The organism is Legionella sheltonii (assembly GCF_026191355.1).
Taxonomy (GTDB): Bacteria; Pseudomonadota; Gammaproteobacteria; order Legionellales; family Legionellaceae; genus Legionella; species Legionella sheltonii.
The window spans coordinates 181417-207748 of sequence record NZ_JAPHOQ010000002.1; the positions used below are offsets into that span (position 1 = coordinate 181417).

A 26332-nucleotide genomic window follows, 5' to 3' on the forward strand; every position below is an offset into this window, starting at 1 on the left:
CTTTAAAATTTCTGACAAAAATGAGCTTCCCATCTCAAGAAGAATGATTAATAATAGAATGAATTATTTATTGAAAATAGGGATAAAAAATCATGGAATTCACTAAAATAAATCCGCTTGCTCTGGGAATCTCTATTAGTATTCCATCAGCAATTGCTTCATTTTTTATGGGCCTAGCAGCATTTGTTTTTTTTGCTGATAAACCCATTGTAGGCATGGTTGGAACGATGTATTTATCCTATAATCCCTCTATGGGTAATGCTGCACTAGGTGCAGCTATAGTACTCATGAACACTTTCATTAGTAGTTATATTGTTGCATGGATATACAACTTCCTACTTGATTACATTAGATAAGTGTCGTTTCCCGAGTTTGATCCTGGTTTTGTGCAATACCATGATAGTTGGACGCTACATAACACTCTTCTATCGAAATAAAATCATACCAGCAAGTTTGCAATAACATTAAAGTCTTGTATCCCATTTCAATATTTGTTGCAATGAGTTGATCTAAAAGTAATTGTAATTGCTCCTGCTGATGTATTGGTTGTTTTGCTTTAGGTTTTTCTTTACACATTTTGGCAAACATAGTCTGAAACCTTTCTTCTACCATTCTAGGAACCGTAGAATTACCATCAAAAATACGATGGTCCGCACTGATGGATACCGGCAACATATCTTTAGGTTCGAATGATTGGGTATCTTTTTGCCAAACAAGTTTTCGGTCAACTTCCATTATTGTAAATCTCATGGCCTCGGTTTTGCGAAGAGGAGCCATAGATTGGGTATAGCCAAACACTCCAATATTACTTAGCGTAATATAAGGAGTTCCTGCAAGTGGATATGGATAAGTGTTATAAGCATATTCATAAACCATATCTTTCATGAGCTGTTGTACTCGGGGATTTGTTTTTTCTAGTTGTTCGCGCTTCTTATAACAATAAACCATCATAGACACTATAGTTCGAATTTTTGCGGATAATTCATAAAAACTAAGATTATGACAATTTTCAAAAACAATTGTGCCTAGATGATCACCACAGCCTGGTAACATGACAACCAGACCAACATAGGCTTCTTTGGTTTGAAAGATTTTTCTAAAACTTAAATAATTTCTATGATGATCGGATAATGTCATCCAGGAACTAACAGCCTGCAACATTAACGTAGTCAAAGTCTCTGAAGCAAATTTTTTATTGAAAAAATCGAGGCAGGAGATATCGACACTAAACTGCCCTGTCATGGTTGGATCACTTGGACCATCCCACTGAGTCATAAAGACTTTTCGAATGGGAGTCATTTCCACTTCCCGATTGGACTCGGTATAATTCTGAACTCTTGGTAATACCTCATCGGCAAATTCAATAAAGTTTTTCCAATTTTCACTAGGCTGGAGATTCACTTTACTGAGTTGCTGCGTATGTTTTTTATTGAGAGACTCTTTAAAATAAATGACCCCTTCGACGCCCAATAAAGCACATACTGACGACATATATTTATATTGCATAAAAATATTGGTTATCAATTGTTCTTCCAAATAAGCAATTTTTGGCCTTATTTGGTCAACGTCTGGCAATCCGATATCACGATATAAATCTGCTTCGCAAACATGGCGATGTTCATCTTCTAGAATTGTTTTGAATACCTTTGGTGCCACTCCATATCGATGTAAACTCTCAAAGATTTCTTCGATCCATCCCTCACCAATAAGGTTAAGCAACATAATCGCTACTTTGGGACACGTCTCATTTCGGATATAGTTACAAATAATTTCGATCTGGGGACTGTATGGAGGTGGAGAGGCATAAGGCGCACACAGCATATAGACTATTTTAGTAAATACTAAACCATGAAATATTTCGTCAAGTAATTGTTGACGCATGCGTTCTCTGTATTCCGCAGTAGACATTTTGGATTCAAATTTAAGAGGAATTTGAACAGCCAAAACTTCGAGCTGTGCTAAAAGTGAGAATGTATAAATATAAAAAAGTTTGTCAGATTGAAGCTCAAAAGGTAAACCATCGGAAAATAACTCATTTATCCTATTTTTAATGAGTTGTTTCTCATCTGCAGTAATCTTGTTCCACCCTTCTAAAATCCATTTTTCAGCACCCCAAGATGGTCTAAGTAATTCAGTCAGTTCATCCACGATATTTACCATAAAATCAATGATTTTCCAGTATAGACACAGCAAGCTCATGAGTCAATGATACTGCTTCAGTAAACCTTTTGCGTCATTTATGCTCCTTCTCTTTACAATTACAGCATTTCATCCTAATGAATGTATATTTTTAATTTATCCCACCTATTGAACCACTTCCCATGACTAGGATAATGATTAATAATGGAATTGGTTATTATAGAACATAAGGTAATTATCATGACATTTGGGAAAATAGATCCCGTTTCTTTAGGTGTATCTCTTGGCATTCTCTCTGGAACATCTACCTTTTTTATGGGATTGATGATTTTAATTTTTAATACAGGGAAGCCCTTTAATGGCACGATGGGAGCAATATACATTACCTATGATTTTTCTTTTCTCCAATGTTTGCTGGCTGGAATAACCGTATCGGTTAGTACCTTCGTTGGAAGTTATATCGTAGCCTGGGCCTACAATCTATTAAGACACAGGCTTAATAGCTAGCGCACCACGCTATGTATGAAATGATTGGGCTTCGATGAATTGCGCTAGCCCCATTAATCCTATTGCATTACCAACCCCTCTAATTCATAATTTATTACCTTGCTTTTCTTCTGGGTAACTATGTCAGCATCTCTAATTGATGGAAAAGTCGTCTCTTCTCTTCGTCGAGATATATTAAAAGAACACGTACGCGAGTTTTTAAAAAAAACACATCGAGCACCTGGCCTAGCTGTCGTTCTCATTGGCAACGATCCTGCTTCCACTGTTTACGTAGCGAACAAGCGTAAAGCGTGTGCTGAGGTGGGTATTAGCTCACACTCCTTTGACTTACCTGAAGAAACAACTCAAGAAGAATTACTTAAGCTTATCGATGATTTAAACCACTTTGATCACATTGATGGAATTCTCATCCAACTTCCATTACCCAAACATATAAATGAACGTGTCGTTATTGAACACATCAAACCCGAAAAGGATGTTGATGGCTTCCACCCCTATAATTTAGGACGGCTCGCTCAGCGTAATCCATTATTACGTCCATGCACCCCGCTGGGTATCATGAACTTATTGAAGCATTATCAGATTGAGGTTAAACGAAAGCATGCGCTTGTGATTGGCGCATCGAATATTGTTGGTCGGCCTATGAGTTTAGAATTACTCCTGGCAGGAGCAACAGTCACAATTGCCCACAAATTCACCCAACAATTAGAAAAATTGGTACACATCGCTGATTTGGTTATCGTAGCAACAGGAAAAATGGATGTTCTTGATACCAAGTGGCTTCATAAAGATCACATAATCATCGATGTTGGTATCCATCGATTAGCAGATGGCAGTATTCGCGGCGATGTAGATTTTAAAAATGCAGTAAACAAAGTTTCATGGATTACACCCGTACCTGGAGGTGTAGGGCCTATGACTATAGTGACATTGCTTGAAAATACTCTTAAAGCCGCAACTCTAAGAAATAAATAGCATGCAAATCAAGCACTGAAACATTATTTGCCCTGAGTTTAGCGTCTAGGCCCGGGTTAAAATAATTATTTGTCTAAAATATCCCAATCAAAATCTCCACTCAACTCATCAAAATCATCTTTAAACTCCTCTTTTAAACGTTTACGCTCTAGCTTTTCTTCGAGCATACGTCTCACGTTCTTTCGATGAGTTGAAGAGTCAATATCATCATCATAATTATAATCAGAGAATGATTGGTCATCATAATCTTCGTGAAGTCCCATAGCTTTCCCCTTTTATACTCTCTTAAAAAGAGTATAGTAGACAATCATTAAAAATGTTTTAGGAACCACATGCTCAGTTATCAACACGGCTATCATGCAGGAAATTTTGCAGATGTAATCAAACACATTGCTTTAACACGTCTTCTGGACTACTTAATTCGTAAAGAAAAGCCCCTATTTTATCTTGAGACGCATTCAGGAAAGGGGTTATATGATTTAAAAAACAAACAAGCTGAAAAAACACAAGAATACAAACAGGGTATTGAATTGGTCTGGTCGGAACGAGATTCACTTCCTCCTGTTTTTCTAGACTACATTGAAGTCATTAAGAAGCTTAATCCTACTCATGCTTTAAGATCCTATCCCGGTTCGCCTTTTTTAACCATTAATAAATTACGGGTACAAGATAGAATGTATTTTTGCGAGCTTCACCCTAGGGAATTTGAAGCACTGAACCAATTGCATCGCTTGAATAAAAAGATACATTTTAGCAATACTGACGGCATAGTAGCGATGAATGCATTACTTCCTCCGCCAGAAAAGAGAGGACTGATTTTTATTGACCCTTCGTTTGAAGTAAAAGAAGAATATAAAGAAATTCCCATGGCAATAAAACATGCTTATTCTCGTTTTGCTACAGGAGTGTTTTGCCTTTGGTATCCATTGGTCAATAAAAAATTAACAGATAAACTCAATAGAGGTATGAAAGAAATTAACGCCAAAAATAGTTTACACATTGAGTTTAGTCTGACATCAAAATCAATAGATGGTATGAGTGGTTGTGGTCTATGGATAATCAATCCACCTTTTACCTTAGCAGATGAAATGCAAATAGTATTAAACTCACTGAAAGTATATTTTAATCCAGGAGTTTCCTCTTACCTTATTGAGAGCCATTCATGACCATTTTTCCTATCCCTGCTTTTTCAGATAATTATATTTGGTCGATTGTTGACAAAACCACAGGTTTATTTGACTGCGTTGATCCAGGCGATGCAGAGCCAGTATTGCAATTTGCTCAGGCAAATCAGCTAAAATTGCGTGCCATCTTATTAACTCATCACCATCAAGATCATATTGGTGGTGTAAGTCAATTACTCAAAGCCTATCGATCATGCACAGTGTACGGTCCAAGTGATCCACGCATCCCCAATATAAATAGTACTGTGCAAGAGAATCAAATGATTAACTTGGGACAATGTGTTTTCAAAATTTTACTCAATCCAGGCCATACCTCAAGCCATATTAGCTATTATGAACCCCAGCAAAAATTATTGTTTTGTGGTGACACACTTTTTTCAGCGGGTTGTGGGCGTGTTTTTGATGGAACTTTAGAGCAATTGCACCAATCACTAAATTTGTTTAAAACATTACCTCTCACTACAAAAATATTTTGTGCTCATGAATATACCCAACAAAATTTACGCTTTGCACATACAGTAGAACCTAATAACTCTACTATTCAAAAATACTTGGAAAAAATACAAAACTCCCCCATTTCCTGTACCCTTCCATCAACGTTAGAACAAGAGTTATTAATTAATCCCTTTTTACGTACTGAGCAAGCAGAAGTGCAAAAATACGCATTAACACATGGAGCGACATCAAATAGCTCATTAGAAATATTTAGAGTTTTAAGAGAAGAAAAAAATTCATTCAAATAATTAACCAGAAAGAATTAATTTCTTTCTTTATGGATTAGGTGAGCGCAAAAAGGGTTTAATCCTATAACTAATTTTAGTAAACTCGATAGCCAATAATATTCATAGGTAATAGCCATTGAAAATTAAGTTTTTCAAAATAAAAGACTTTTTATTCTGTTTACTCATTTTTTTTGCTATTACTAATGGGTCATTAGCACTTGCAGCGCCAGATGTATGGGAAGTATTGCGCAATGAATTCACTTTAAATCATGAATCGTCACGAGCTGAAGTGCAAGCGCAAATTAGGTGGCTGGTAGCTCATCCGAGCTATCTACATAAAGTATGTCGTCAATCCGAACCCTATATTTATCATATTGTTGTTGAAGTAAAAAAAAGAAAGCTTCCTGGTGAATTGGCCCTACTCCCAATGATTGAAAGCGCTTTTGACCCTTTTGCATACTCTGGGGCTGGTGCTGCTGGATTATGGCAATTAATGCCACGTACAGGAGCAGGTTTAGGCTTAAAACAAGATTGGTGGTTTGATGCCCGACGTAGCATCAGCTCATCAACTGATGCCGCACTCAGTTATCTCCAGTATCTCAATAAATTCTTTAATGGCAATTGGGTATTAGCCATAGCAGCTTATGATGCCGGAGAAGGAACGATTGATCGTGCGATCAAAAGCACAGGGAGTCGCTCAGTAAATTTTTGGGAATTACCAGTTCCAAGTGAAACTCAAATTTATGTTCCACGCCTGTTTGCCTTAGCGGAAATCATCAAAAATCCAGGTCAATATCACTTAATATTGCCTGAAATCCCCTATGTTCCTTATTTCCAGGAAGTAAATATAGGAAGTCCAATTGATTTGAACCACGCTGCAAAAATGGCGGGGATTAGCTATCGAGAGTTAATTAAATTAAACCCGGGATTTAATCGTTGGACCACTGATCCCCACAAACCGATTAAATTGCTTATTCCCGCGGAGAAAGTACACCAATTTATTTTAAATCTTGCCAATCTTCCTGAGGACAAAAGGGTAAGCTGGGAAAAACATATCGTACAGCCAGGAGATAGCCTAGACAACATTGCGGTTCGGTATCACACAACAGTTAGTTTAATCAAACAATTAAACCAGCTAACAACTGATCAAATTAGTCCCAATCAATCCATTTTAATCCCCAGTACCAAAAATGCTCCTGCTGTTGTTAAAAAAGAACCGGCTGCTGCGACCATGCCCTTAGAACATCAAATAGCAGCGGTACGAAATCATCGTGTCATTCACATTGTTCAAGAAAATGATACGTATCAAAAACTGATCAAAACTTATGGTGTCAGTCCCCAGGAGATACAGGCATGGAATAAATTAGCAAGCAATCAACCCTTACAAAAAGGGCAACAACTTGTGATATGGAAAAAAGTCAATCAACCCATTCAATATATTGTAAAAAAAGGCGACAGCCTGAGCGCCATTGCCCAACAACATAAAACCAGCATAGAACGTATTATTGCATTAAACCCCGGACTTATGCGGAATGACCCATTGTATTCTGGACAAAAATTGTTCGTTGGTTAGTTTTGTCCTTGGAGTACGATGAGGATTTGAGTTTGATTTTAGGCTTCTACCATTCTGTTCCAGAATTAGGCGGATCGTTTTTATGAACTCCATAGTTGTACCTTATTAACAATTATTTTTCATTTCTGGTATAAAGCAAGGAGGAGAGCACAAAAACTTGTGTTATAATCAAAGTAACTTATTTTATTGTATTCAAGATATATGAAATTACTATTTGATTTTTTTCCTATAGTTTTATTTTTTATAGTATACAAATTTTTTGGTATCTATACCGCGACAGCTATCGCGATGATTGCTTCTTTAAGTCAGGTAGCTTTTTATAGATTAAAATTCCAACATTATGAAAAAATGCATTTAATAAGCCTCGCCATCATCATGGTTTTGGGAGGGGCAACGCTTTTCTTTCACAACCCCTGGTTTATTAAATGGAAACCAACAGGTATTTATTGGCTCTCAGCTCTTGCCTTTTTCAGCTCGGGTTATATTGGAAGTAAGCCATTAATCCAAAAAATGATGGAAGCCAATGTAACACTCCCTGGAAAAATATGGCATAGGCTTAATATGGCATGGGTATTATTTTTCCTTTTAATGGGTGCAGTAAATATTTATGTTGCCTATAACTTCAATACTGATGCCTGGGTTAACTTTAAATTATTTGGTGGGGTTGGTTTTACTCTGCTTTTTGTGTTAATTCAAGCTTTTTATCTTACAAAACATATGGATGAAACCGGCCTTGAAAAACAATAGGAGCAAGAATGAGACTATTGCTAGTTGAAGATGACGAGTTACTTGGTGATGCGGTCAAAACTGGATTAACCCAGTTTGGCTATATTGTAGATTGGCTTAAAGATGGTGAAGCCGCTCGTGCTGCTTTAAAATCTGAGTCATTTGAGCTAATTATTTTAGATTTAGGCTTACCTAAACTCTCCGGACTCGCATTATTACAAAGTATACGCCATGATGGTAATCCTACTCCCGTTATTATTCTAACTGCTCGCGAGTCAGTCGAAGATCGGGTAAAAGGCTTGGATAGTGGAGCAGATGATTACCTGATCAAACCCTTCGACCTCAATGAACTCAGTGCACGAATCAGAGCTCTAGTCAGACGCTCACAAGGTCGAGCTGATTCAGTTCTGCAATATAGAAATATTACTCTGGATCCGGCTGCCCACTCAGTATTCGTTGATGATGTTTTAGTTAATGTGCCACGCAGAGAGTTCGCACTGTTACAAAAGCTTCTCGAAAACAGCGGTCAAGTTTTATCGCGCGAACAACTGATGCAAAGTATCTATGGCTGGGAAGAAGATGTGGACAGTAATGCGTTGGAAGTTCATATCCATAATTTACGTAAAAAGCTTAATGCCAACTTTATTAGGACGATAAGAGGTGTTGGGTATATGGCAGAAAAAAATGATGGTATAGCTGTATCGTGAAATCATCTATAAGAAAATTTCTTCTCATAAATCTATTGTTGGCCATTACTATAACGACCACATTAACTGCTATAGGGAACTATTACCTAGATCAAAAAGACATCCAAGATCACTTAGATAGTTTAATGGCAGTTTCTGCTCTTTCATATCAGGCGTTATTGGGTGATGATCTCCATGAACGTCCTCTCTCTAAAATTCAAGAAGCACTTGAAACGATCCCTCAAAAAATTGATACCTACTATCAAAAACGATTTTTGAATGAGGAACCGCCGGAAAACTACCTGGATAAGTTTAATTTTCAAGTTTGGACCAATGGTGGAAAATTATTGTTACACTCGTCTTCAGCTCCCAAAATTCCTTTAACCTCAGAAGTTGATGGGTTTAGTGATAAAAAAATATCAAAACAAGATTGGCGCGTTTTCACTACCTACAATGATAAAGCAGGAATCCGTACTGTTTTAGCCGAGCGTTACGATACACGAAATGAACTGGGTCATCGAATCGCGCAAGATGATCTCTACATCATGCTTTTAACTTTTCCATTATCTGGTTTGCTAATTTGGATTATTATTGGTCGAGGATTAGATAGTTTAGATAAAGTGGCCGAAGAGGTAGCCAACCGTGCTCCCAGCCATCTTGAACCGGTTGATTTGCATGAGGTACCTGAAGAAATTAAGCCGGTGATCGACGAGTTAAATAAATTGTTCTTTAGGCTTAAAGAAGGATTTGAACGCGAAAAACGATTTGCTGCTGATGCAGCACATGAATTACGCACCCCACTTGCAGCACTTAAAACACAGGCACAAGTTGCATTGCATTCTAATGACGTGGAAGAAAAAAACCAGGCATTACAAAAACTTATTGCAAGCGTTAATCGCAGTACCCATATAGTCCAACAATTACTTACTATGAGTCGACTTGTACCCGAAGCCGCTCATATGGAAGAAAAGGATGAAGTCAATTTAAGCAGGCTAACCCGCGAAATACTCGCCATGCTTGCACCAGCTGCCGTGGAAAAACAAATTGACCTTGAATTCGAAAGCGATGCCGAAAATTTAATTATTTATGGTAACTCAACTGCGCTGGGAATATTAATTCGTAATCTTGTAGATAACGCAATACGCTACTGTAATGAACATGGTCGGATTATAGTGCGTTTAGCTAAACTAAAAAATGAAATAATGCTTGAGGTCAGTGATAATGGACCAGGTATTCTTTCAGAATTGCAATCGCGTGTTTTTGAACGTTTCTTTCGCGTCCTCGGGAACAAGAGCCCTGGTAGTGGTCTTGGCTTGGCAATAGTTCAACAGATTGCGGAGTTACATGGTGGAAGACTCATGTTGGATACTCCAAAAGAAGGCACCGGTTTAATTGTAAGATTTTTTGTGCCCATTGAAGAAAAATAAGGCGAACCTTTTATTTTCTGTAGCCGAATTAGCGTAGCGTAATCCGGGCCACAAAACAGCTAAACAAGTATTTGTTACCTTATCGAACTGCCAAAACTTGTAGTGCATCACGAATTAACTGTTCACAACTTTTAGAACCATCATTTATTTTATTCACTGCTTTTAATGCCTCTTGAGGCTTATAGCCTAAAGCTTCTAAAGCACTCACTGCTTCATCTGGTCCATTCATCAGAGGAATCGCCTTACTCTGTGCGTTAGAAACGGAGCCAGAAAATTGTTTTATACTGTCACGCATTTCAACAACCAAACGCTCCGCAGTTTTTTTACCTATACCAGGCAATTTCATTAAAAAAGAGGCATTTTCCTGTTGAATACATTGTATAAACTCATTCGGAGTAGTACTAGAAAGTATCGACATAGCGACTTTGGGACCAATACCATTTACCTTAATTAACGCTCTGAACAACTCTCTTTCTTGTCGCTCTAGAAAACCATATAACAATAAAGCATCCTCACGCACTACAGTATGTATGTGTAATCCAATAGAACCATTAATGCTTTCTAGTTGAAAAAAGGTATTTAATGAAGTTTCAACATCGTATCCAACGCCATGAACATTAAGAACCAATTTTCCTGGTTGATGTTTATCTATAATCTGCCCATCCAACCAACCAATCATCTCTTCCGTCTCCTCAATCCTCGTCTGCCAATTACAGATGATAAATTATGACGCATATGACTATGACATATTGCTATAGCCAACGCATCCGCAGCATCTTTTTGTGGTGCCTTATTCAATGCAAGAAGATGAACGACCATATGGCTTACCTGAGCTTTTTCTGCAGCCCCATAACCAACCACCATTTGCTTGATTTCACGCGCTGAATATTCACTTACTTTCACTCGATGCGATGCTGCAGCAACCATCGCCACGCCACGAGCATGCCCTAATTTTAATGCTGAATTAGGATTTTCATGCATAAATATTTGTTCGATCGCTACTTCGGCAGGTGAATAATGGTCCATTAACTGACAAATACCATCATAGATTTGCAATAATTTTTGACTTAACTCACTATCTGGATTAGTACGTATACAACCACTATCAATGTATTCGATTTTACGGTCTGATTCTTTTATCAGACCGTATCCGGTTATCCTTGATCCAGGATCTATCCCTAAAATAATGCTCATTAATTGATTGATTCTAATAATTTTTCTGAAAATTCAGCATTGCTATATACCTCTTGTACATCATCGAGGTCTTCCAGCATATCAATTAACTTTAAAAGACTTTCCGCTGAATCATCGTCGATAGGGACTAAAGTTTGTGCCCGCATGGTTAAATGAGATTGTTCAATTTCCAGGCCAGCCTCGGTTAGCGCATTTAATACACTATGATAGGCCTCAACAGGAGTAATTACTTCAATTTGTCCTTCATCTACAGAAACATCACTGGCTCCTGCATCGATGGCAATTTCCATAACCTGTTCTTCAGACTGACCAGATGCCATCAAAATCTCTCCCTGATTGGTAAAGAGATAAGATACTGAACCGTCCGTTCCCAAATTGCCACCATTTTTCGTAAAGGCATGACGCACTTCGGAGACAGTTCGATTTTTATTATCAGATAAACAATCTACGAGAACCGCAACGCCACCAGGTCCATAACCTTCGTAACGCATAGCAGTCATTGCTTCGCCATCAAGTCCGCCAACACCACGTTTGATGGCATTATCAATTGTATCACGCTTCATATTCGCACCAAGCGCTTTTTTAACCGCATCTCTTAATCGCGGATTGGAAGACTCTTCCCCTCCTCCCATACGTGCAGCTACGGTAATCTCACGAATTAATTTAGTAAATATTTTTCCACGTTTTGCGTCTTGAACCCCTTTACGGAATTTAATATTTGCCCACTTACTATGACCTGCCATAATACTACCTCAAAACCTTATTTAATTTTGTATAAATTATACATGCTCTTTTGTTAAAAAGAATAACTTAACTTTCATTTAGGCTCGACATTTTTAACTTTTTTAGACTATAGTAGCCACCAACATTCAGTTTTTAATTTTTGAAATCTAGCCTTGGTGCTTTATTTGCTCCTATCATCCCGAATTACATTGTGGTGTTCCCTCGTTGAGTTGGGATGACGAGTACAAACACCTAAGCTATTCAATGAATCATAAACGCTAAAGGAGATCAACAGTGTATTTGCAAGGATTTGGTAATCATCATCAAACTGAAGCAGTTCCAGGTGCTTTACCCAGTAGCCAAAATTCACCACAACACTGTAACTTAGGACTTTATGCTGAACAATTAAGTGGAACGGCCTTTACTCGTCCAAGGCAAAATAATTTGCACAGCTGGCTTTATCGAATACTACCTTCTGTAGTTCAAGGCAACTATCAAGCCTATGAAATGGAACTGTTTAAACCCTATCATGCAGAACAGTCACCTAATCCCTTGCGTTGGTCTCCCATAGACTTATTTAAAGAAGAGGATTTTGATTTTGTAGAAGGAATGTTCCATCTTGCTGGAAGTCAGCATGTGAATACATATCTTTATCATTGTACCCGATCCATGCAAAACAAATACTTTGCTAATAATGACGGAGAAATGCTTTTTGTTCCTTACTCTGGCGAAATTAATTTACACACTGAGTTTGGCAAATTAAATATCTGTCCGGGCATGATAGCCGTCATTCCGCGCGGTGTTAAATTCAAAATGGAGCTTGTTGGTCCTGAAACCAAAGGATATCTTTGTGAAAACAACGGTAATCCACTCACTCTGCCCCAGTTAGGACCTATAGGCGCAAACGGTTTAGCTAACCCTCGACATTTTCAATATCCACTTGCTGCATTTGAACAAGGTATTACTGAGGCCACTCTGATCTGTAAGTATCAAAATAAATTATGGACAGCAAAATGCAATCACTCTCCCCTTAATGTAGTAGCCTGGCATGGTAATTATGCACCCTATTGCTATGACTTGAGTTTATTCAATACAATTAATTCGGTAAGCTTTGATCACCCAGATCCAAGTATTTTCACAGTATTAACATCAGATAGTGATACACCCGGCGTAGCTAATTTAGACTTCGTCATTTTCCCTCCTCGATGGATGGTTGCTGAACATACATTTAGACCGCCTTACTACCATCGTAATTATATGAATGAGCTCATGGGCCTTGTTCGAGGTGAGTATGATGCAAAAAAAGAGGGATTTTTACCCGGTGGGGTAAGTATTCATAATTGCATGACACCCCATGGGCCGGATCAAATAAGTTATGAAAAGGCTGCAACACAAAAACTTAAACCTGAGCTTTATTTAAATACCTTAGCCTTTATGTTTGAAACAAAGGATGTATGGCAAGTTACGGAGCAAGCAATGCGTATTCCTCAGATGCAAAAAGAGTACACAAACTGCTGGCAAGGGCTCAAAGCAAATTTTGAGTGTCCGTAAATCACCCTCGCCCTTGCCCCTTTGGGGAGAGGGCTAGAGTGAGGGGGTTTTTAGAAAATTTACATCGGTTTGTAACCCGATTACTGTGTAGGATTTAATAAAACGCCTTAAATCCTTTATTTAGGGCACACTCAATTTGAAAACTTGCTAATTGTTGGTAATTATTAGCATTCATTACGGTTTTTTTGATAGAAACACTTCCATCTGAATTGATATTGTATTTAACAAATTCAAATACAGGATTACCACGAGCAAGAGGATTATCCAAAGTAAAATGCTTCACTGATGCAGCAATTCGATTGTTATCAATAACAAGAAAGGCATTAGGTTGTACTGAGGCTATAATAGAATTCGAAGATAATTTTTCTGCATTGCATTCTTGAATATTCATTACCAATTTAATTTTTTTACCTTGAGATATTGAATCAGCGATGTCTGTAAAAGTTGTTAATTGTTCTGCATGGACTACTGATGATGAGATAAATAATGCAGATATAATCATTTTTATCATTAGCTTACTCTCCTTATTTTCGGCTTTTAAAATAAATTAGCCTGAGTAAAACGAAATAAAACTAAAAACATCTCAAGTTATTTCGTTTTGCCCAGGCTAAAATAAAAAATTTAGTTTAAAACAAATCTTCCTGCGTTAATCCCATTTTTTCCAATAGACCACGCAATGTCTTTAATGCTTCAACTTGAATTTGACGAACACGTTCTCGTGTTAAATCAATTTCCTTACCCACATCCTCAAGAGTTGCTTTTTCAAAACCCCTCAGGCCAAATCTTCTTGCAATAACCTGTTGCTGATTTTCAGTCAATTTATCCAATAAAGATTCTATATGCAGGCGTAAATTTTCATTGGTTAAGAGTTCTGCAGGATTCACACTGTTTTCATCAGCGATCGTATCCAATAGTGATTTATTTTCATCAAAGCCTATGGGGGTATCTACAGAAGTGACCTTATCATTTAACCCCAGCAACTTTTGTACATCTTCCAGAGGCTTATCAACCATTTCTGCAATTTCTTCGGGTGAAGGCTCATGATCCAATTTTTGCGTGAGTTGCCTTGCCGCCCTAAGATACACATTCAGCTCTTTAACGACATGGATAGGTAAGCGAATTGTTCGGGTTTGATTCATGATAGCACGTTCAATCGTTTGCCTGATCCACCACGTGGCATAAGTTGAAAATCGAAAACCACGTTTCGGATCAAATTTCTCTACGGACTTCATTAACCCCAAATTGCCTTCTTCAATTAAATCAAGAAGTGGCAAACCGCGATTAAGATAACGACGTGAAATTTTAACGACCAAACGTAAATTGGACTCAATCATTTTTTTTCGAGCAGCAACATCCCCCTTCAGAGCAAGGGTTGCATAATGCACTTCTTCTTCAGCGCTAAGTAAAGGAGAAAATCCGATTTCGCTCAAATACAGTTGAGTCGCATCCATCATTTTGAGTGCATTTTTGCCACGAAAAGTAGGAAATGCGATATCATCTGTAAAATCATGAAGCTCTTCATCTTCATCATCTTTTTCAAGAAGCGAATCAATGTCTTCAGCCATTAAGAGCGATTCATCGTCTGGTTCAGTCCATTCCCCATCCTTAAGTTCCGGTTCTTTAATTGACTCATCGTCTTCGTGCATTCTTTTTCACCTATAGTGTTAGTCATGTTGCGAAATTTATTCCATAACTACATTATACTTCAAAACAAAGATTATTGTTGCTATAACTATAAGCTATCTGTCAACCTTTTTGTAGATAATTCAAAGGATTGACTGGTATACCCGATTTTCTGATTTCAAAATGAACACCAGTATATTTACGATCTACAACCCCAACTTCGGCAATAATTTGCCCTGCTTTTACATGTTGTCCTTCGGAAACCATAATTTTTGAGTTATTCCCGTAAGCAGTTAAATAGCCGTAATTATGTTTGATAATAATTAAGTTACCATAACCAGCCAAGCCACTTCCAGCATAGGCGACTACCCCAGCTGCCGCAGCGATTACCTTCTCTCCTTTTCTAGAAGCAATATTTATGCCTTTTTTACCTTGTTCAGGAACAAAGGAGGTAACCACATGTCCACTAACAGGCCACAACCATCCTGAAGGAGAACGGGCATATCTATTTGCGGGCGAACGAATCACTGAAGGTCTTATTTGAGGTTTGATAGAGTAATGCCTCATTGGAACGCTTCGACGAACTGTTTGCCTATGTCTTGGTATAATACCTTGTAAGTTGATTACCTGCCCGACCCTTAATGAATAGGGGGGACTTATACGATTCAAGCGTGCCAGAGTTCTATAATCCGTATCATAACGAAACGCGATGGAAAAGAGTGTATCTCCATGTTTCACAACATAAACTTTTTGTTGGCGCCAGGGATTCCATTTTAACTCCGTAACGGGAGCTAAATTGCTACCACATCCAACCAAGGTGATGACGAGGAAAAGACATAATAATCTTTTGCAAAATGTACCTATCATTTATTACCTCAAACACAATTGTTTTATTCGATGCGGATCCCATTGAGCCAATTGGCTAATTGATCAAACATTTTGTAATTCGTCATATCCAAATGAAGTGGTGTAATTGAAACATACCCTTCGCTTATTGCATAAAAATCAGTTCCAGGGCCTGCATCTGCTTGTGGTCCGGGCAAGCCTATCCAGTAAATAGGACGTCCTCTAGGATCCCGGTCTTTCACAATAGGCTCCGCGCTATGCCGAGTTCCTAAGCGAGTTACCTGCAAACCCTTTAATTGATGTAATGGCATATCAGGAACATTAATATTTAAAATAGTTTGTGAAGGAAGGCTGTGTTTGCTCAATTTCATCACCAAATGTTTGGCAATAATAGCGGCTGTTTCATAATGTTGAATGTTATCTCCCACCATAGAAATCGCAAGAGCAGGCAAACCCAAATAGCGCCCCTCCACTGCGGCAGCTACAGTGCCCGAATAAAGAGTATCATCCCCTAAGTTAGCACCATCATTTATTCCAGAAACAACCATGTCAAAATGAGTATCTAAAAGACCGGTTATTGCTAAATGTACACAATCAGTCGGTGTGCCTTCAACACTATAATAACCGTTGTCCAGTTTTTTGACTTTTATTGGTTGAGACAGAGTCAAAGAGTTACTTGCACCACTTCGATTTCTATCTGGCGCAACCACATCAACATTCACACAAGTTGACAATTCTTTTGCCAAAATATTAATTCCGGGTGCAAAAACCCCATCATCATTACTTATCAATACATTCATTTTTAACTCGTTGGTGATTCAAACCATTTTACTACTGCCAAATGATCCGTTAAGTCACTTTTGTTTTTAGTTAACTCGGCTTGTAAATTGGCATTAGTAGCCTCAGTTTTTAATTGGTTCTGCTGCTTTGCAATGGTTTCCTGCAAGACCAGTATTTTTTTCCCAAAACCTTGGGGACTAAGCTGTAATTGATACGCCAGTTGGTTCATCCGATTGGCAAGGGCCTCGAGTTGGTCGCAAGTCAAGCCCCGTGGTTGTCTTTGTGGACAACTCTTTATCGCTTGCTGCAATTCATTGGGGTGCGATTTGTAATAATGTTCATTGTCTTGCGAACATGATGTTACTCCTAAAATTACGAATAGCACTGCCAAATATTTATTCATACTCAACCTATTATAAACTACAAAAAAGCGATATTATCATTAGACAACTGCTAACGCCATCTTATGAGATAACCATGCTTGATTTTAAATTGCTACGTGATCCGCAAACAGGAGAACAATATATTGAAACTTCTCTTTGTGGTAAACCACTCCTCACTACGCCCCAATTAAATAAGGGTACAGCATTTACTAATGAAGAACGAAAAGAGTTTGGACTGTTAGGTAAACTTCCTCATCGGGTTGAAACACTGGATGAACAAGTCAAACGCGCCTACTTACAATATTCAAGTTATACCACAAGGTTACAACAAAATATTTATCTAAATAACTTACATGATAAAAATCAGATTCTTTTCTATAAATTAATCAATCGGCATTTAGGTGAAATGCTGCCTGTAATATATACCCCTATAGTAGGAACCGCAGTAAAACGCTTTAGTCATGAGTACAGGCAGCCCAGGGGATTGTATATTTCTCATTCAGATAAAAATCAGATCGATGAAATATTAAAAAATCGTTCCAATCCTGAAATTGATGTAATCGTGGTTACTGATGGAGAAGGTGTCTTGGGGATTGGGGACCAAGGGATTGGAGGCATGGATATTCCTGTTGCCAAGCTGATGGTTTATTGTTTATGTGGCGGTATTGAGCCGACCCGCACCCTGCCAATTTTTCTTGATGCAGGTACAAACAACCAAGAGCTTCTTAATGATCCCATGTACCTGGGATGTCGCCATCCACGAATTAATTCAGCAGCATACGATGAATTCATTTCAACATTTGTTCATGAAATCCACAAACAATTCCCCAACGCCTTTTTACACTGGGAGGATTTTGGTCGAGGCAATGCACGACGCATTCTGGATAAATTTCAAGATCAACTGTGTACCTTTAATGATGATATTCAAGGTACTGGTGCAGTGACATTAGCGGCTTTATTAGCGGCATGCGATGTAACCGGTTCAAAATTACATGAACAACGTATTGTAGTATTTGGAGCGGGATCTGCAGGAACAGGAATTAGCGATCAAATTATTGACGCTATGGTTCGCGAAGGACTCAGTCATGAAGAAGCCTATCAACGTTTTTGGCTCATAGACCGCCAAGGGTTATTGCTCAATACCGACCCGGACTTAACTGAGGCACAGAAATGCTATGCTCGTAACTCTAAAGAAATCGAGACATGGGCTATCAATGAAAAACAACACCCTTCACTGACTGATACCGTAAGACATGTTAAACCGACTATTCTTATCGGTTGTTCTGCTCAACCAGGAGCGTTCTCTCAAGACATCATTGAAACGATGTCCATTAATTGTGAACGCCCTATTATATTTCCATTATCAAATCCTGATGAACGATGCGAAGCGAAACCTGCAGATATTTTAACATGGAGTCAAGGACGAGCATTAATTGCTACAGGGACTGCTTTTCCTGCTGTTGAATACCATAATCGCATGGTACAAATTGCCCAATGCAATAATGCATTGGTTTTTCCTGGGATAGGCTTGGGAGTACTTGCTGTTAATGCAACAAAATTAACCAAAGAAATGATTCTGGCTGCAGCACATGCATTATGTAAATTTGCCCCAAGTAAAAAGGAAAGTTATTTACCTTTATTACCTTCTCTAGATGATGCCCAAACTGTTGCTAAAGAAATAGCCGTAGCTGTAGCACGTTGTGCAATCGATTCTGGTCTTGCGCAAAGAAACCATGACGCAAATTTGGAAAAATTGGTAGCAGATATGTTTTGGGAACCAAGATATTTGCCATTTAAATTCAGCAAAACTTGATTCTTGGTTCACAACGAGCCAACATCATCCCAAAGTGCAACGAGAGATCTCTAAGCTGTAGTACTGTAGTTACAATAGGAGATCTCCCGCTGCACTAGGGATGGACATACCACCTACCCCATTCCTCTCATTTTTAACCGAATGCATACTTAGGATTTGCAAGAAGCTCCATGCTCCTTGGAATTGAAGCAACCCTTAAAGAAGAATTGAGTTGGATAATCCCAAAGCCACCAGTGTTTTTCCGACCTATAGTTAAATCAATTTTAAGTAATTGGATTACATTCCCATTTTCATATTGATAATTAATCTTTAAAGGAAGGGTTAGTGCCCATGTATTGTCGCTAGATTCAACAATTTGTATTTTTCCATCTATTTGACTTGTAGCCCTTAATTTTTTGGTTTTAAATGTTTTCATGTTGCCTGATTTTTCCAAGGAACTTATAAACTCATACCAAGCCTGATCCGTATAACAAGCCTGCAATTTCTTCAATTGTAAATCTATGGCTTCAGAGTCAAAATTAAACGATTTTATTACAGCATACTGAGCCCAATCTAATATAATGTTTTGATTGATTTCATTAGTTTCAGCAGAAACTTTATAATCACAATCAATAAAGTCTGCTTTCTTTTGTTGTTCCGCTTGAACTTGTTGCGTTTTTTGAACTGAATCAATGTCCTTATTGGATAAATTAGTCACTGCTGTATTTGCGTTAGCGGGATCATTAAGCGTAGCAATAATTCGCGCAATACCAAAATCGCCAGAAGGTTTACGTTCCATGCTTAAGTCAACATTCAAAAATTTAATTACTTTAATTTGTTTGTTTTGATAAACAACTTGTAAAAGTAACTCCATATTCCATTGATTATTCCGTGTTGCAATGAGTTTTGTTTGACCGCTCACCTTACTGCTCATAATAAGCTTTTGTGATTTAATTGCCTCAATGTTTCCTGATTTATCTAAAGCATTCTTAAAGTGCTCCCAACCTTTTGCTGTATAACAAGACTTTAATTTCTGTAACTGAGTATCTATAGAATCCGAGTTAAAATCAAAAGATTGAATTGTGGCATTTTCCGCCCATTTTTTAACCAGTTCTTCATCGATCTTGGTCATTCCATCCGGAACTTTGAAATCACAATTGATTGCTTCTGGAGTCTTAAGTAGTTCAGAAGTAGTGTTAAAAATAATTTTCGGGACTTGAGTGGCTTGCAAATGTTCGAGATCTTGTACTGGTTGTATTTTATTAGTCTGTTGCATGGAACCAGCTCGCTGGTAACTCGCAGGGAGATGCGCATTGGATACCAAAGCTTCAGCATGATTGGAAGATGAGGAATTAACCGTCGGCATAGCGTTCGTTTTTAAAATGACTAGCTCACCACTGTTTTTCCTGCCTAGGGTTAAATTTACATTTAATTGAGTAATTTGATTGGTATCATTTTGGTGGACTAGTTGCATGGGGAAACTAATATGCCATTGATTTGTTTTATTTTCAGCGAGTTGACGTTTCTTGTCTCTCTGTTGGCTGTCTAAATTTTGTGTTTTCAGCGTTTTTATTTTATCTAAATGTTCTAATGCAAGCTTAGATCCAACAGCACCTTGCTCTTTGAAATAGGTGAGTAACTGAGGCAATTTTGTATCCACGAAATCTGATTTAATAGCAAGGAATTGATTTTGAGCCCATTCAAATCCATTGGCTTTGGAGGGATTTTCAATCGCTATTATTTCCTCAGTTTTTTTATCAATAGAAGCTAAATTTACTGGCTGAGCTGCCATTGATTTCTTATGATTTTGTACCTGATGTTTTTGTACTTCAACTAAAGGCTGGGCCTTTTGTGCATCATCGCGCACTGATTTTAGACATAATTCGGGCAGATTTAGGGCTTTATCTAGTTCAGAAAATGATTTTATTGGGGCGCTGGTGAGTAAAGAGGTGAGAAACGAAGCAACCTTTTTTTGTAGGTTTTCAACATTATCCATTTGCTGAGTAACACTCAAAGAAAAACCTTTCATCGCTTCTCTTATTGTTATTGCTTTTTGAGATAACGGGGTAGCACGTGGTGTTGCGACAATTTGAGCTATACCGAGTTTAAATGGGTTTCTCCAGCTGATAATTATGTAAACATTAAGAAAATGCGTCACCTCTTCTTTATCATTTTTATAAAGAACTTTAATGGGCACATTCATTTGCCATTGATTTTCCTGAGTATCAATAAATTGAACTTCCCCATCTAAGGTGCTGCTCACCATTAGATTTTTGGTTTTAATTGAATTAATATTTTTTGAATCGTGTAATGCATTAACGAAACTAGCCCACCCATTTTTAGTATAGCAAGCTCTTAAATTTTTCAACTGAGTATCAAAAGACTGAAAATTAAAATCAAAAGAATGGAGTACAGCATATTCGGCCCAGCTTACAACCAAGGCTTTATCAATTTTTTGAGTGTCACCAGAAATCCGATAATCACAATTGATTCCAACTAATTGTCGCTTTTTTGTTGTCGTGTTCTTTTTTTGGTGAGTTGTCTCTACTTTTTGTATCCCTTGATGAGATTTGGAATTCGTAGATATTGTTTCAGAAAGAATAGCTGGAGTTTGTGCTGCATATACTTGAGCCAAGCTTAAATGAAACAATGCGCCACAAACTATAATTTTTTTCATGAGAGAACATCCTTATTATTATTATTTTCCAGCATCCCTTTCTTATTGTCTGATAATTATAGTTAATACTCGTAATCGAACTATTCTAATTAAGAGTGTATTAAATAATACAAAAATTTCAACAGAACTGAACTTGTCCAAGAAAGCCCAAAACACTCTTGTTGCCACTTGCATGTTGAGAGGCATCGTTGGATAAAGAAAATAGATAAAATTTTTTTTATTTCTCTTTGACAGAATTTGGATGTCCAGTGAAACGAACTCACTATTAATTTTTATCAGTTTTTTACAAAATTCACTTTAATTTTTTTAACTGTTGCAGTATCAGGCTCCCAAGAGCGCGCATATTTAAGTACAATCATAGTACTTGCAGGATAACTTTTCCCTTTCTGTAATTCAAAAGTGAAATGCATTTGCCCACCAGCCCCAATGAGATTAGTCTTTGGCCTTTCATAAGTACTGTTGCTGAGGACTAATAAATTTTTATCAAAACTAACTACCTTCCATTGAAATCCGGTAGTTGGATTAGCAGGTAACGTCACTACAAAATTAGGATTATTCGCACTCACTTCCATAGTTGAAGTATCATTTGCATAGGTCATCATCGAACAACTGAGAAGTAATAAACCAAGTACTTTTTTCATTCACCAGCTCCTTTTGGATATTCTACCCATCAGTTTAGCCTATTTTACCAGATTCTGTGATTCTCAAATCCTGAGCAATACACTGCTTAAAATGATGCTGATTAAAACGATAAAAGCAGGCTAAAACTCTTAATGATTATAACTCATTGACTGTATTCATAAAATTAGATACCCTGCGCAAAGCTAAGTCATCGAGAGAATTTTATGCTAAATTTAATTGGCTGGTTTGAAATAAGCGAAATATTAGATTTAAACGATGAAGCAGAAGATGAAAATTACCTCTCAGGAATTATGAACAGAGCGGTAAGTAAGTATCGAGAACGTCCGGGGTTCTTTACTCCATATCAAAATGGTAATGAGTTTGCGGGAGAATTACTGGCACCGATTTGGTATCCTTTAGCTTCTACAATTGGTACAGCTCTTATGGCATTTACCGCACTTATTGCTGCATGTTATTTCGTAGGCTTCCTATTGTATGGTCTAGCGTCAATTATAATGATGAGTGCTGAACATCGTAATACAGCATTAGAAGGCATCGCAAACAGTCTCAGTCTTGAAGGTTTTACACTTCTTGGAACTGTCGCAGGTGCATTACTAACCGTTCTTAGTATCCCTCATAGCCTTGTTTCTCTCGTTACTCGCTCAACTGTTACAGCCGTTACAGGAACAACTGATTGTGGTGCAGATGATGATTCATTTCTCATTTATCGATAAAGTGGTATGCCCCCTAATCCCCTACAGCCAGGGTTCTGCTGCTGCACTTGACTAAAACTCTCGATTTCATAATTTTCAATATAAATCTTGATATTAAAGCATAGAAAAGCGATTATTTTATCTTTTGAAATCAGAGTTAGGAGCGCGAGTGGAATACGAAACCATGGAATTTGATGTAATCATCGTCGGTGCAGGACCGGCGGGGTTATCTGCCGCGATTAAATTAAAACAATTGGCTTTAGCCGCTCAAAAAGAATTATCAGTTTGCATTCTAGAAAAAGGGGCTCAAGTCGGGTCTCATATTCTTTCTGGAGCGGTTTTAGAGCCTAGAAGTCTTAAAGAGCTTCTTCCAGAAACCTGGCAAGATGCACCTTTAGATACTGCAGTAACTGAAGATCTTTTTTATTTTCTTACTAAAAAAAACGCCTACAAACTTCCGACTCCTAAACCTATGCATAATGAAGGCAATTATATTATTAGCCTAGGTGAGCTTTGCATATTTCTCGCGCAACAGGCAGAATCTCTGGGTTGTGAGATCTATCCTGGTTTTGCTGCGGTTCAAGCACTTTATAATGATCAAAATCAAGTGATTGGCGTTGCAACAGGGAGTGTAGGCATCGACAAAAATAAAGAAAAAACAAACAATTACCAACCTGGAATGCATTTACTTGCGAAACAAACTTTGCTCGCTGAAGGATGTCGAGGACAACTTAGCCAAAGCCTAATGGCCCGTTATCACCTTAGGGATAAAGCCAACCCCCAAACTTATGGTCTAGGTATAAAAGAAATTTGGCAAGTCCAACCAGAACAACATAAACCTGGAAAAGTCATCCATACCATAGGCTGGCCGATGGATCACGCAACCTATGGTGGTTCATTTCTATATCATTTGTCTAATCATCGTGTTGCCATTGGTTTTGTAGTGGGGTTAGATTATAAAAATCCATGGTTAAGTCCTTTTGCTGAATTTCAGCGTTTTAAAACACATCCATTGGTACAACCTGTTTTAACCGGAGGTGAGCGAATCAGCTATGGTGCGCGTGCACTGATTGAAGGGGGTTGGCAATCGCTACCAAAACTTACTTTTCCTGGTGGTGCATTAATTGGTGATGCGGCGGGCTTCCTTAATGTTCCTAAAATTAAAGGAATCCATACAGCCATGCAATCGGGTATGCTCGCAGCAGAAGCATGCTTCGAATCATTACAGCAAGATCACCTCGCCCCATTTGAACTTACTGACTACCCCCAGAAAGTCAAAAGCTCCTGGCTGAATAAAGAGCTTTATTCGGTACGTAACATAAGACCAGGATTCAAATACGGCTTGATTCCAGGTTTGCTCAATGCCGCACTGGAAACTTATATCACACGAGGCTATTCTCCATGGACCTTGAGAAATCATGCCGATTACAATACCTTAATTCCAGCGGGCAAAGCCAAGAAAATTGACTACCCTAAACCGGATGGAGTACTTACTTTCGATAGGCTTTCATCTGTTTTTCTATCCAACACCTATCATGAGGAAAATCAGCCCTGCCATCTTGTGTTGAAAAAACCTCAATTGGCAATAGATTTAAATTTAAAAACTTATGCATTCCCTGAGGGTCGTTATTGCCCTGCTGGAGTATATGAAATTATTGAGGAGGAAAATGGCCCCAGATTACAAATCAATGCTCAAAATTGCATTCATTGTAAAACCTGTGATATCAAAGATCCGCGACAAAATATTGTCTGGCATGCGCCTGAAGGAGGCGGTGGGCCTAATTATTCTGGGATGTAAGCGCTCAGACAGGTTGGGTTCTACAATTCAACCTGCATTGAAATTCTATATACTGAACAATGTCACAAAAAAAGTGTCATTTTGATAGTGTTTTTTTCATCATTCTGCCTCATAATTCGCCCTTCATAAAACAGAGTGAAACAGCCTTGTGCTGTTGGCTTTAAATAATATCAATTTTATCGAAGGGAACGCATGTCCAAATTAACGAAAATACTAAAAAAAATACACACTAATTTAAATAATTATTTAGCTGATACAAATCAAGTAGACTTATTGGCTGAAAATATTGGACTTTTTGAAGAGATCTCTAACTCCTATTTAAGAAAACTCTACAAAAAAGTATCTGCTTTTGATTTAGTGGAAAATAACCAGGCTTTATTAACCATTGCATCCAGTTACATTCATTATGCGCTTGCACAAAAAAATAATATCGAAAATCTTGATAATCTACTGAGTCTTTTTAGCAAAGCAAGTGTTTGCTTTCAAAGAATTATTAATTCCACTGAATTACTCCCTCCTGCGCTCTTAAATAAAGAACTGTCAGAGCATCTGCTAATCGCACACTTTCAGCTGCATAAGATTAAATTTCTTCAAGCAGAGATGCGACTTTTTTTTATTTTAAAGAACAACTTGCAAAATTCCAGCTCAGTACGAGAAGAAATAAAAGATATTATTGCTGAATATACTCAGTTTAACAAAATTCTGACCAAGAGATACAAAGATCGCATTCTTCGAGAGCAACTTTCAATTGACAGTACACTCCTAGATTCCATTCAGGAAGGACTTAAATCAGCACGAAATTTACTCGATAGCCCACCCCCACAACAAACAGCAAAACGTCATCACCTTGAAACCGATGATAGTCATGCAGATACAGAAGATTTATCCGATACAAAGAAGAAAAAGGCTGACAAAATGGTTCAAACAAGTGCATCCAGTTCGGATTCAATACATTTTGAGCATGGAAATACGCTCTTTGAATTGAGTGGCTTAGAACTTTTAAGTACCGCTGCCACTGAAATAGCCCCTATGGTGATGGATGATAACCCTATTTTGGTGACATCGATGACAGAACCTAGTCCAGTGCCGCAAATTTTTTGGCCACAACCTATTGCCAAAGCTAGGGAAGACAGTGAATTGTTTTTAACTGAATTCAAAAAATGGTCTGCGGCATATTTTTATTCAAGAGGGGAATATTCAGATGGCAAAAGAGCTGAAAAATCTCTAGCAAAAATTGCCCATTCTTTATTGTTTGCTGCCATGAAATTGCAACAAGAAAGTTCAGTATATAAAGGGAAGCCATTTAATCCCGCCATTCAAATGGCAGTACAGCTATTTTTATTAGCAAGTGCCAAGGATACACAAACAACTCTCGAGGCGTCAGAAAAGCTAAAAAGCTTATCAAAAGAATATTCAATGCTTTTAAAACCATTTGTTCGTTCATTTATCCATACGCCCCTCCCTGAAAAATTTATTCTTCATTTAAGAATGCAATTTTCTGAAAACCAATCGAGTGTGTCCTTTTTAGGTCTAGAACTTGAAGATGTTATTGAAAAGCTATTCAAATATTTGGAAACGGTATTAACTGTTGAAGACTATGAACGAGTGACACAATGCACAACCGATTGTTTGATAAAAGCTTATGATAGGCTGGTTGAGCAGAATTCATTTCCATCTCCTATGAGAAAATAA

26 protein-coding genes are annotated in these 26332 nt (G+C 37.8%); 14 read left to right on the plus strand and 12 right to left on the minus strand.

The window, feature by feature from the left end:
- Positions 1-92 precede the first annotated feature (92 nt).
- On the plus strand, positions 93-356 hold the full coding sequence (locus OQJ26_RS02800; RefSeq protein ID WP_265702392.1) for a hypothetical protein: 264 nt from the start codon (positions 93-95) through the stop codon (positions 354-356).
- Here the strand turns inward: OQJ26_RS02800 and OQJ26_RS02805 are convergent.
- On the minus strand, positions 349-2199 hold the full coding sequence (locus OQJ26_RS02805) for a 2-oxo acid dehydrogenase subunit E2 (protein ID WP_265702394.1): 1851 nt from the start codon (positions 2197-2199) through the stop codon (positions 349-351). The two genes, OQJ26_RS02800 and OQJ26_RS02805, sit on opposite strands and share 8 nt — an antisense overlap.
- A 144-nt stretch (positions 2200-2343) precedes the next feature.
- On the opposite strand from OQJ26_RS02805, the gene OQJ26_RS02810 reads away from it, so the two are divergent.
- Together OQJ26_RS02810 and folD are read left to right on the plus strand one after the other, a co-directional pair.
- Positions 2344-2646, plus strand: coding sequence for a hypothetical protein (locus OQJ26_RS02810; protein WP_265702395.1), 303 nt, complete (start codon positions 2344-2346; stop codon positions 2644-2646).
- 120 nt (positions 2647-2766) lie between these two features.
- Complete coding sequence (folD, locus tag OQJ26_RS02815; RefSeq protein WP_265702396.1) at positions 2767-3621, plus strand: bifunctional methylenetetrahydrofolate dehydrogenase/methenyltetrahydrofolate cyclohydrolase FolD; 855 nt, start codon at positions 2767-2769, stop codon at positions 3619-3621.
- Positions 3622-3686: 65 nt separating this feature from the next.
- Here folD and OQJ26_RS02820 read toward each other — a convergent pair whose 3' ends face one another.
- Positions 3687-3884, minus strand: coding sequence for a PA3496 family putative envelope integrity protein (locus OQJ26_RS02820; protein WP_265702397.1), 198 nt, complete (start codon positions 3882-3884; stop codon positions 3687-3689).
- Between the two features lie 69 nt (positions 3885-3953).
- Here OQJ26_RS02820 and OQJ26_RS02825 point away from each other — a divergent pair, with 69 nt between their 5' ends.
- The 6 genes from OQJ26_RS02825 (at position 3954) to OQJ26_RS02850 (ending at position 9939) form a co-directional block, all read left to right on the plus strand.
- Positions 3954-4787, plus strand: a complete 834-nt coding sequence (locus OQJ26_RS02825) for a 23S rRNA (adenine(2030)-N(6))-methyltransferase RlmJ (RefSeq protein ID WP_265702398.1) — start codon at positions 3954-3956, stop codon at positions 4785-4787.
- Positions 4784-5548, plus strand: coding sequence for a hydroxyacylglutathione hydrolase (gene gloB / locus OQJ26_RS02830; protein WP_265702399.1), 765 nt, complete (start codon positions 4784-4786; stop codon positions 5546-5548). Before OQJ26_RS02825 ends, gloB begins: the two co-directional genes overlap by 4 nt.
- A gap of 115 nt (positions 5549-5663) precedes the next feature.
- Positions 5664-7100, plus strand: coding sequence for a lytic transglycosylase (locus tag OQJ26_RS02835; RefSeq protein ID WP_265702401.1), 1437 nt, complete (start codon positions 5664-5666; stop codon positions 7098-7100).
- A gap of 201 nt (positions 7101-7301) precedes the next feature.
- Positions 7302-7847, plus strand: a complete 546-nt coding sequence (locus OQJ26_RS02840; RefSeq protein WP_028381919.1) for a septation protein A — start codon at positions 7302-7304, stop codon at positions 7845-7847.
- 8 nt (positions 7848-7855) lie between these two features.
- Entirely contained in the window at positions 7856-8533 is a 678-nt protein-coding gene (locus tag OQJ26_RS02845; protein ID WP_182393300.1) for a response regulator, read from the plus strand.
- The gene (locus OQJ26_RS02850; RefSeq protein WP_265702403.1) at positions 8530-9939 is read left to right on the plus strand and encodes an ATP-binding protein; all 1410 of its coding nucleotides are present in this window, start codon (positions 8530-8532) and stop codon (positions 9937-9939) included. Before OQJ26_RS02845 ends, OQJ26_RS02850 begins: the two co-directional genes overlap by 4 nt.
- Positions 9940-10018: 79 nt before the next feature.
- Here the strand turns inward: OQJ26_RS02850 and ruvA are convergent, their stop codons facing one another.
- The 3 genes from ruvA to OQJ26_RS02865 are packed head-to-tail and all read right to left on the minus strand — an operon-like array spanning position 10019 to position 11876.
- The gene (ruvA, locus tag OQJ26_RS02855; protein WP_265702404.1) at positions 10019-10618 is read right to left on the minus strand and encodes a Holliday junction branch migration protein RuvA; all 600 of its coding nucleotides are present in this window, start codon (positions 10616-10618) and stop codon (positions 10019-10021) included.
- Positions 10615-11133, minus strand: coding sequence for a crossover junction endodeoxyribonuclease RuvC (gene ruvC, locus OQJ26_RS02860; protein WP_028381922.1), 519 nt, complete (start codon positions 11131-11133; stop codon positions 10615-10617). Before ruvC ends, ruvA begins: the two co-directional genes overlap by 4 nt.
- Positions 11133-11876 (minus strand): YebC/PmpR family DNA-binding transcriptional regulator, encoded by a 744-nt coding sequence (locus OQJ26_RS02865; RefSeq protein WP_265702405.1) that lies wholly within the window; start codon positions 11874-11876, stop codon positions 11133-11135. The genes ruvC and OQJ26_RS02865 overlap by 1 nt, the downstream gene beginning before the upstream one ends.
- A gap of 274 nt (positions 11877-12150) precedes the next feature.
- Between OQJ26_RS02865 and hmgA the strand changes: the two genes are divergently transcribed.
- Positions 12151-13407, plus strand: a complete 1257-nt coding sequence (hmgA, locus tag OQJ26_RS02870) for a homogentisate 1,2-dioxygenase (RefSeq protein ID WP_265702406.1) — start codon at positions 12151-12153, stop codon at positions 13405-13407.
- Between the two features lie 94 nt (positions 13408-13501).
- Here hmgA and OQJ26_RS02875 read toward each other — a convergent pair whose 3' ends face one another.
- The 5 genes from OQJ26_RS02875 to OQJ26_RS02895 all read right to left on the minus strand — a co-directional run bounded on the left by OQJ26_RS02875 (position 13502) and on the right by OQJ26_RS02895 (position 17059).
- Complete coding sequence (locus OQJ26_RS02875) at positions 13502-13918, minus strand: VirK family protein (RefSeq protein WP_265702407.1); 417 nt, start codon at positions 13916-13918, stop codon at positions 13502-13504.
- Positions 13919-14033: 115 nt separating this feature from the next.
- On the minus strand, positions 14034-15053 hold the full coding sequence (gene rpoS, locus OQJ26_RS02880; RefSeq protein WP_028381925.1) for an RNA polymerase sigma factor RpoS: 1020 nt from the start codon (positions 15051-15053) through the stop codon (positions 14034-14036).
- Positions 15054-15153: 100 nt separating this feature from the next.
- Positions 15154-15897 (minus strand): peptidoglycan DD-metalloendopeptidase family protein, encoded by a 744-nt coding sequence (locus OQJ26_RS02885; RefSeq protein ID WP_265702408.1) that lies wholly within the window; start codon positions 15895-15897, stop codon positions 15154-15156.
- 23 nt (positions 15898-15920) lie between these two features.
- A complete protein-coding gene (gene surE / locus OQJ26_RS02890; RefSeq protein WP_265702409.1) occupies positions 15921-16676 on the minus strand; it encodes a 5'/3'-nucleotidase SurE in 756 nt (251 codons plus the stop codon).
- A gap of 2 nt (positions 16677-16678) precedes the next feature.
- The gene (locus OQJ26_RS02895) at positions 16679-17059 is read right to left on the minus strand and encodes a hypothetical protein (protein ID WP_265702410.1); all 381 of its coding nucleotides are present in this window, start codon (positions 17057-17059) and stop codon (positions 16679-16681) included.
- A gap of 74 nt (positions 17060-17133) precedes the next feature.
- Between OQJ26_RS02895 and OQJ26_RS02900 the strand changes: the two genes are divergently transcribed.
- Positions 17134-18852, plus strand: a complete 1719-nt coding sequence (locus OQJ26_RS02900; RefSeq protein WP_265702411.1) for an NAD-dependent malic enzyme — start codon at positions 17134-17136, stop codon at positions 18850-18852.
- Positions 18853-18985: 133 nt separating this feature from the next.
- On the opposite strand, the gene OQJ26_RS02905 is transcribed toward OQJ26_RS02900, so the two are convergent.
- Both OQJ26_RS02905 and OQJ26_RS02910 read right to left on the minus strand, forming a co-directional pair.
- Entirely contained in the window at positions 18986-21508 is a 2523-nt protein-coding gene (locus OQJ26_RS02905; RefSeq protein ID WP_265702412.1) for a DotI/IcmL family type IV secretion protein, read from the minus strand.
- Positions 21509-21783: 275 nt separating this feature from the next.
- A complete protein-coding gene (locus tag OQJ26_RS02910; RefSeq protein ID WP_265702413.1) occupies positions 21784-22149 on the minus strand; it encodes a protease inhibitor I42 family protein in 366 nt (121 codons plus the stop codon).
- Positions 22150-22353: 204 nt separating this feature from the next.
- On the opposite strand from OQJ26_RS02910, the gene OQJ26_RS02915 reads away from it, so the two are divergent.
- From OQJ26_RS02915 to OQJ26_RS02925, 3 genes are all read left to right on the plus strand, one after another.
- Positions 22354-22863 (plus strand): hypothetical protein, encoded by a 510-nt coding sequence (locus tag OQJ26_RS02915; protein ID WP_265702414.1) that lies wholly within the window; start codon positions 22354-22356, stop codon positions 22861-22863.
- Positions 22864-23011: 148 nt separating this feature from the next.
- Positions 23012-24640, plus strand: a complete 1629-nt coding sequence (locus OQJ26_RS02920) for an electron transfer flavoprotein-ubiquinone oxidoreductase (protein WP_416209937.1) — start codon at positions 23012-23014, stop codon at positions 24638-24640.
- A gap of 192 nt (positions 24641-24832) precedes the next feature.
- Positions 24833-26332 carry a hypothetical protein gene (locus OQJ26_RS02925; protein ID WP_265702416.1) on the plus strand — a complete coding sequence of 500 codons (1500 nt, stop codon included), beginning with the start codon at positions 24833-24835 and terminating at the stop codon, positions 26330-26332.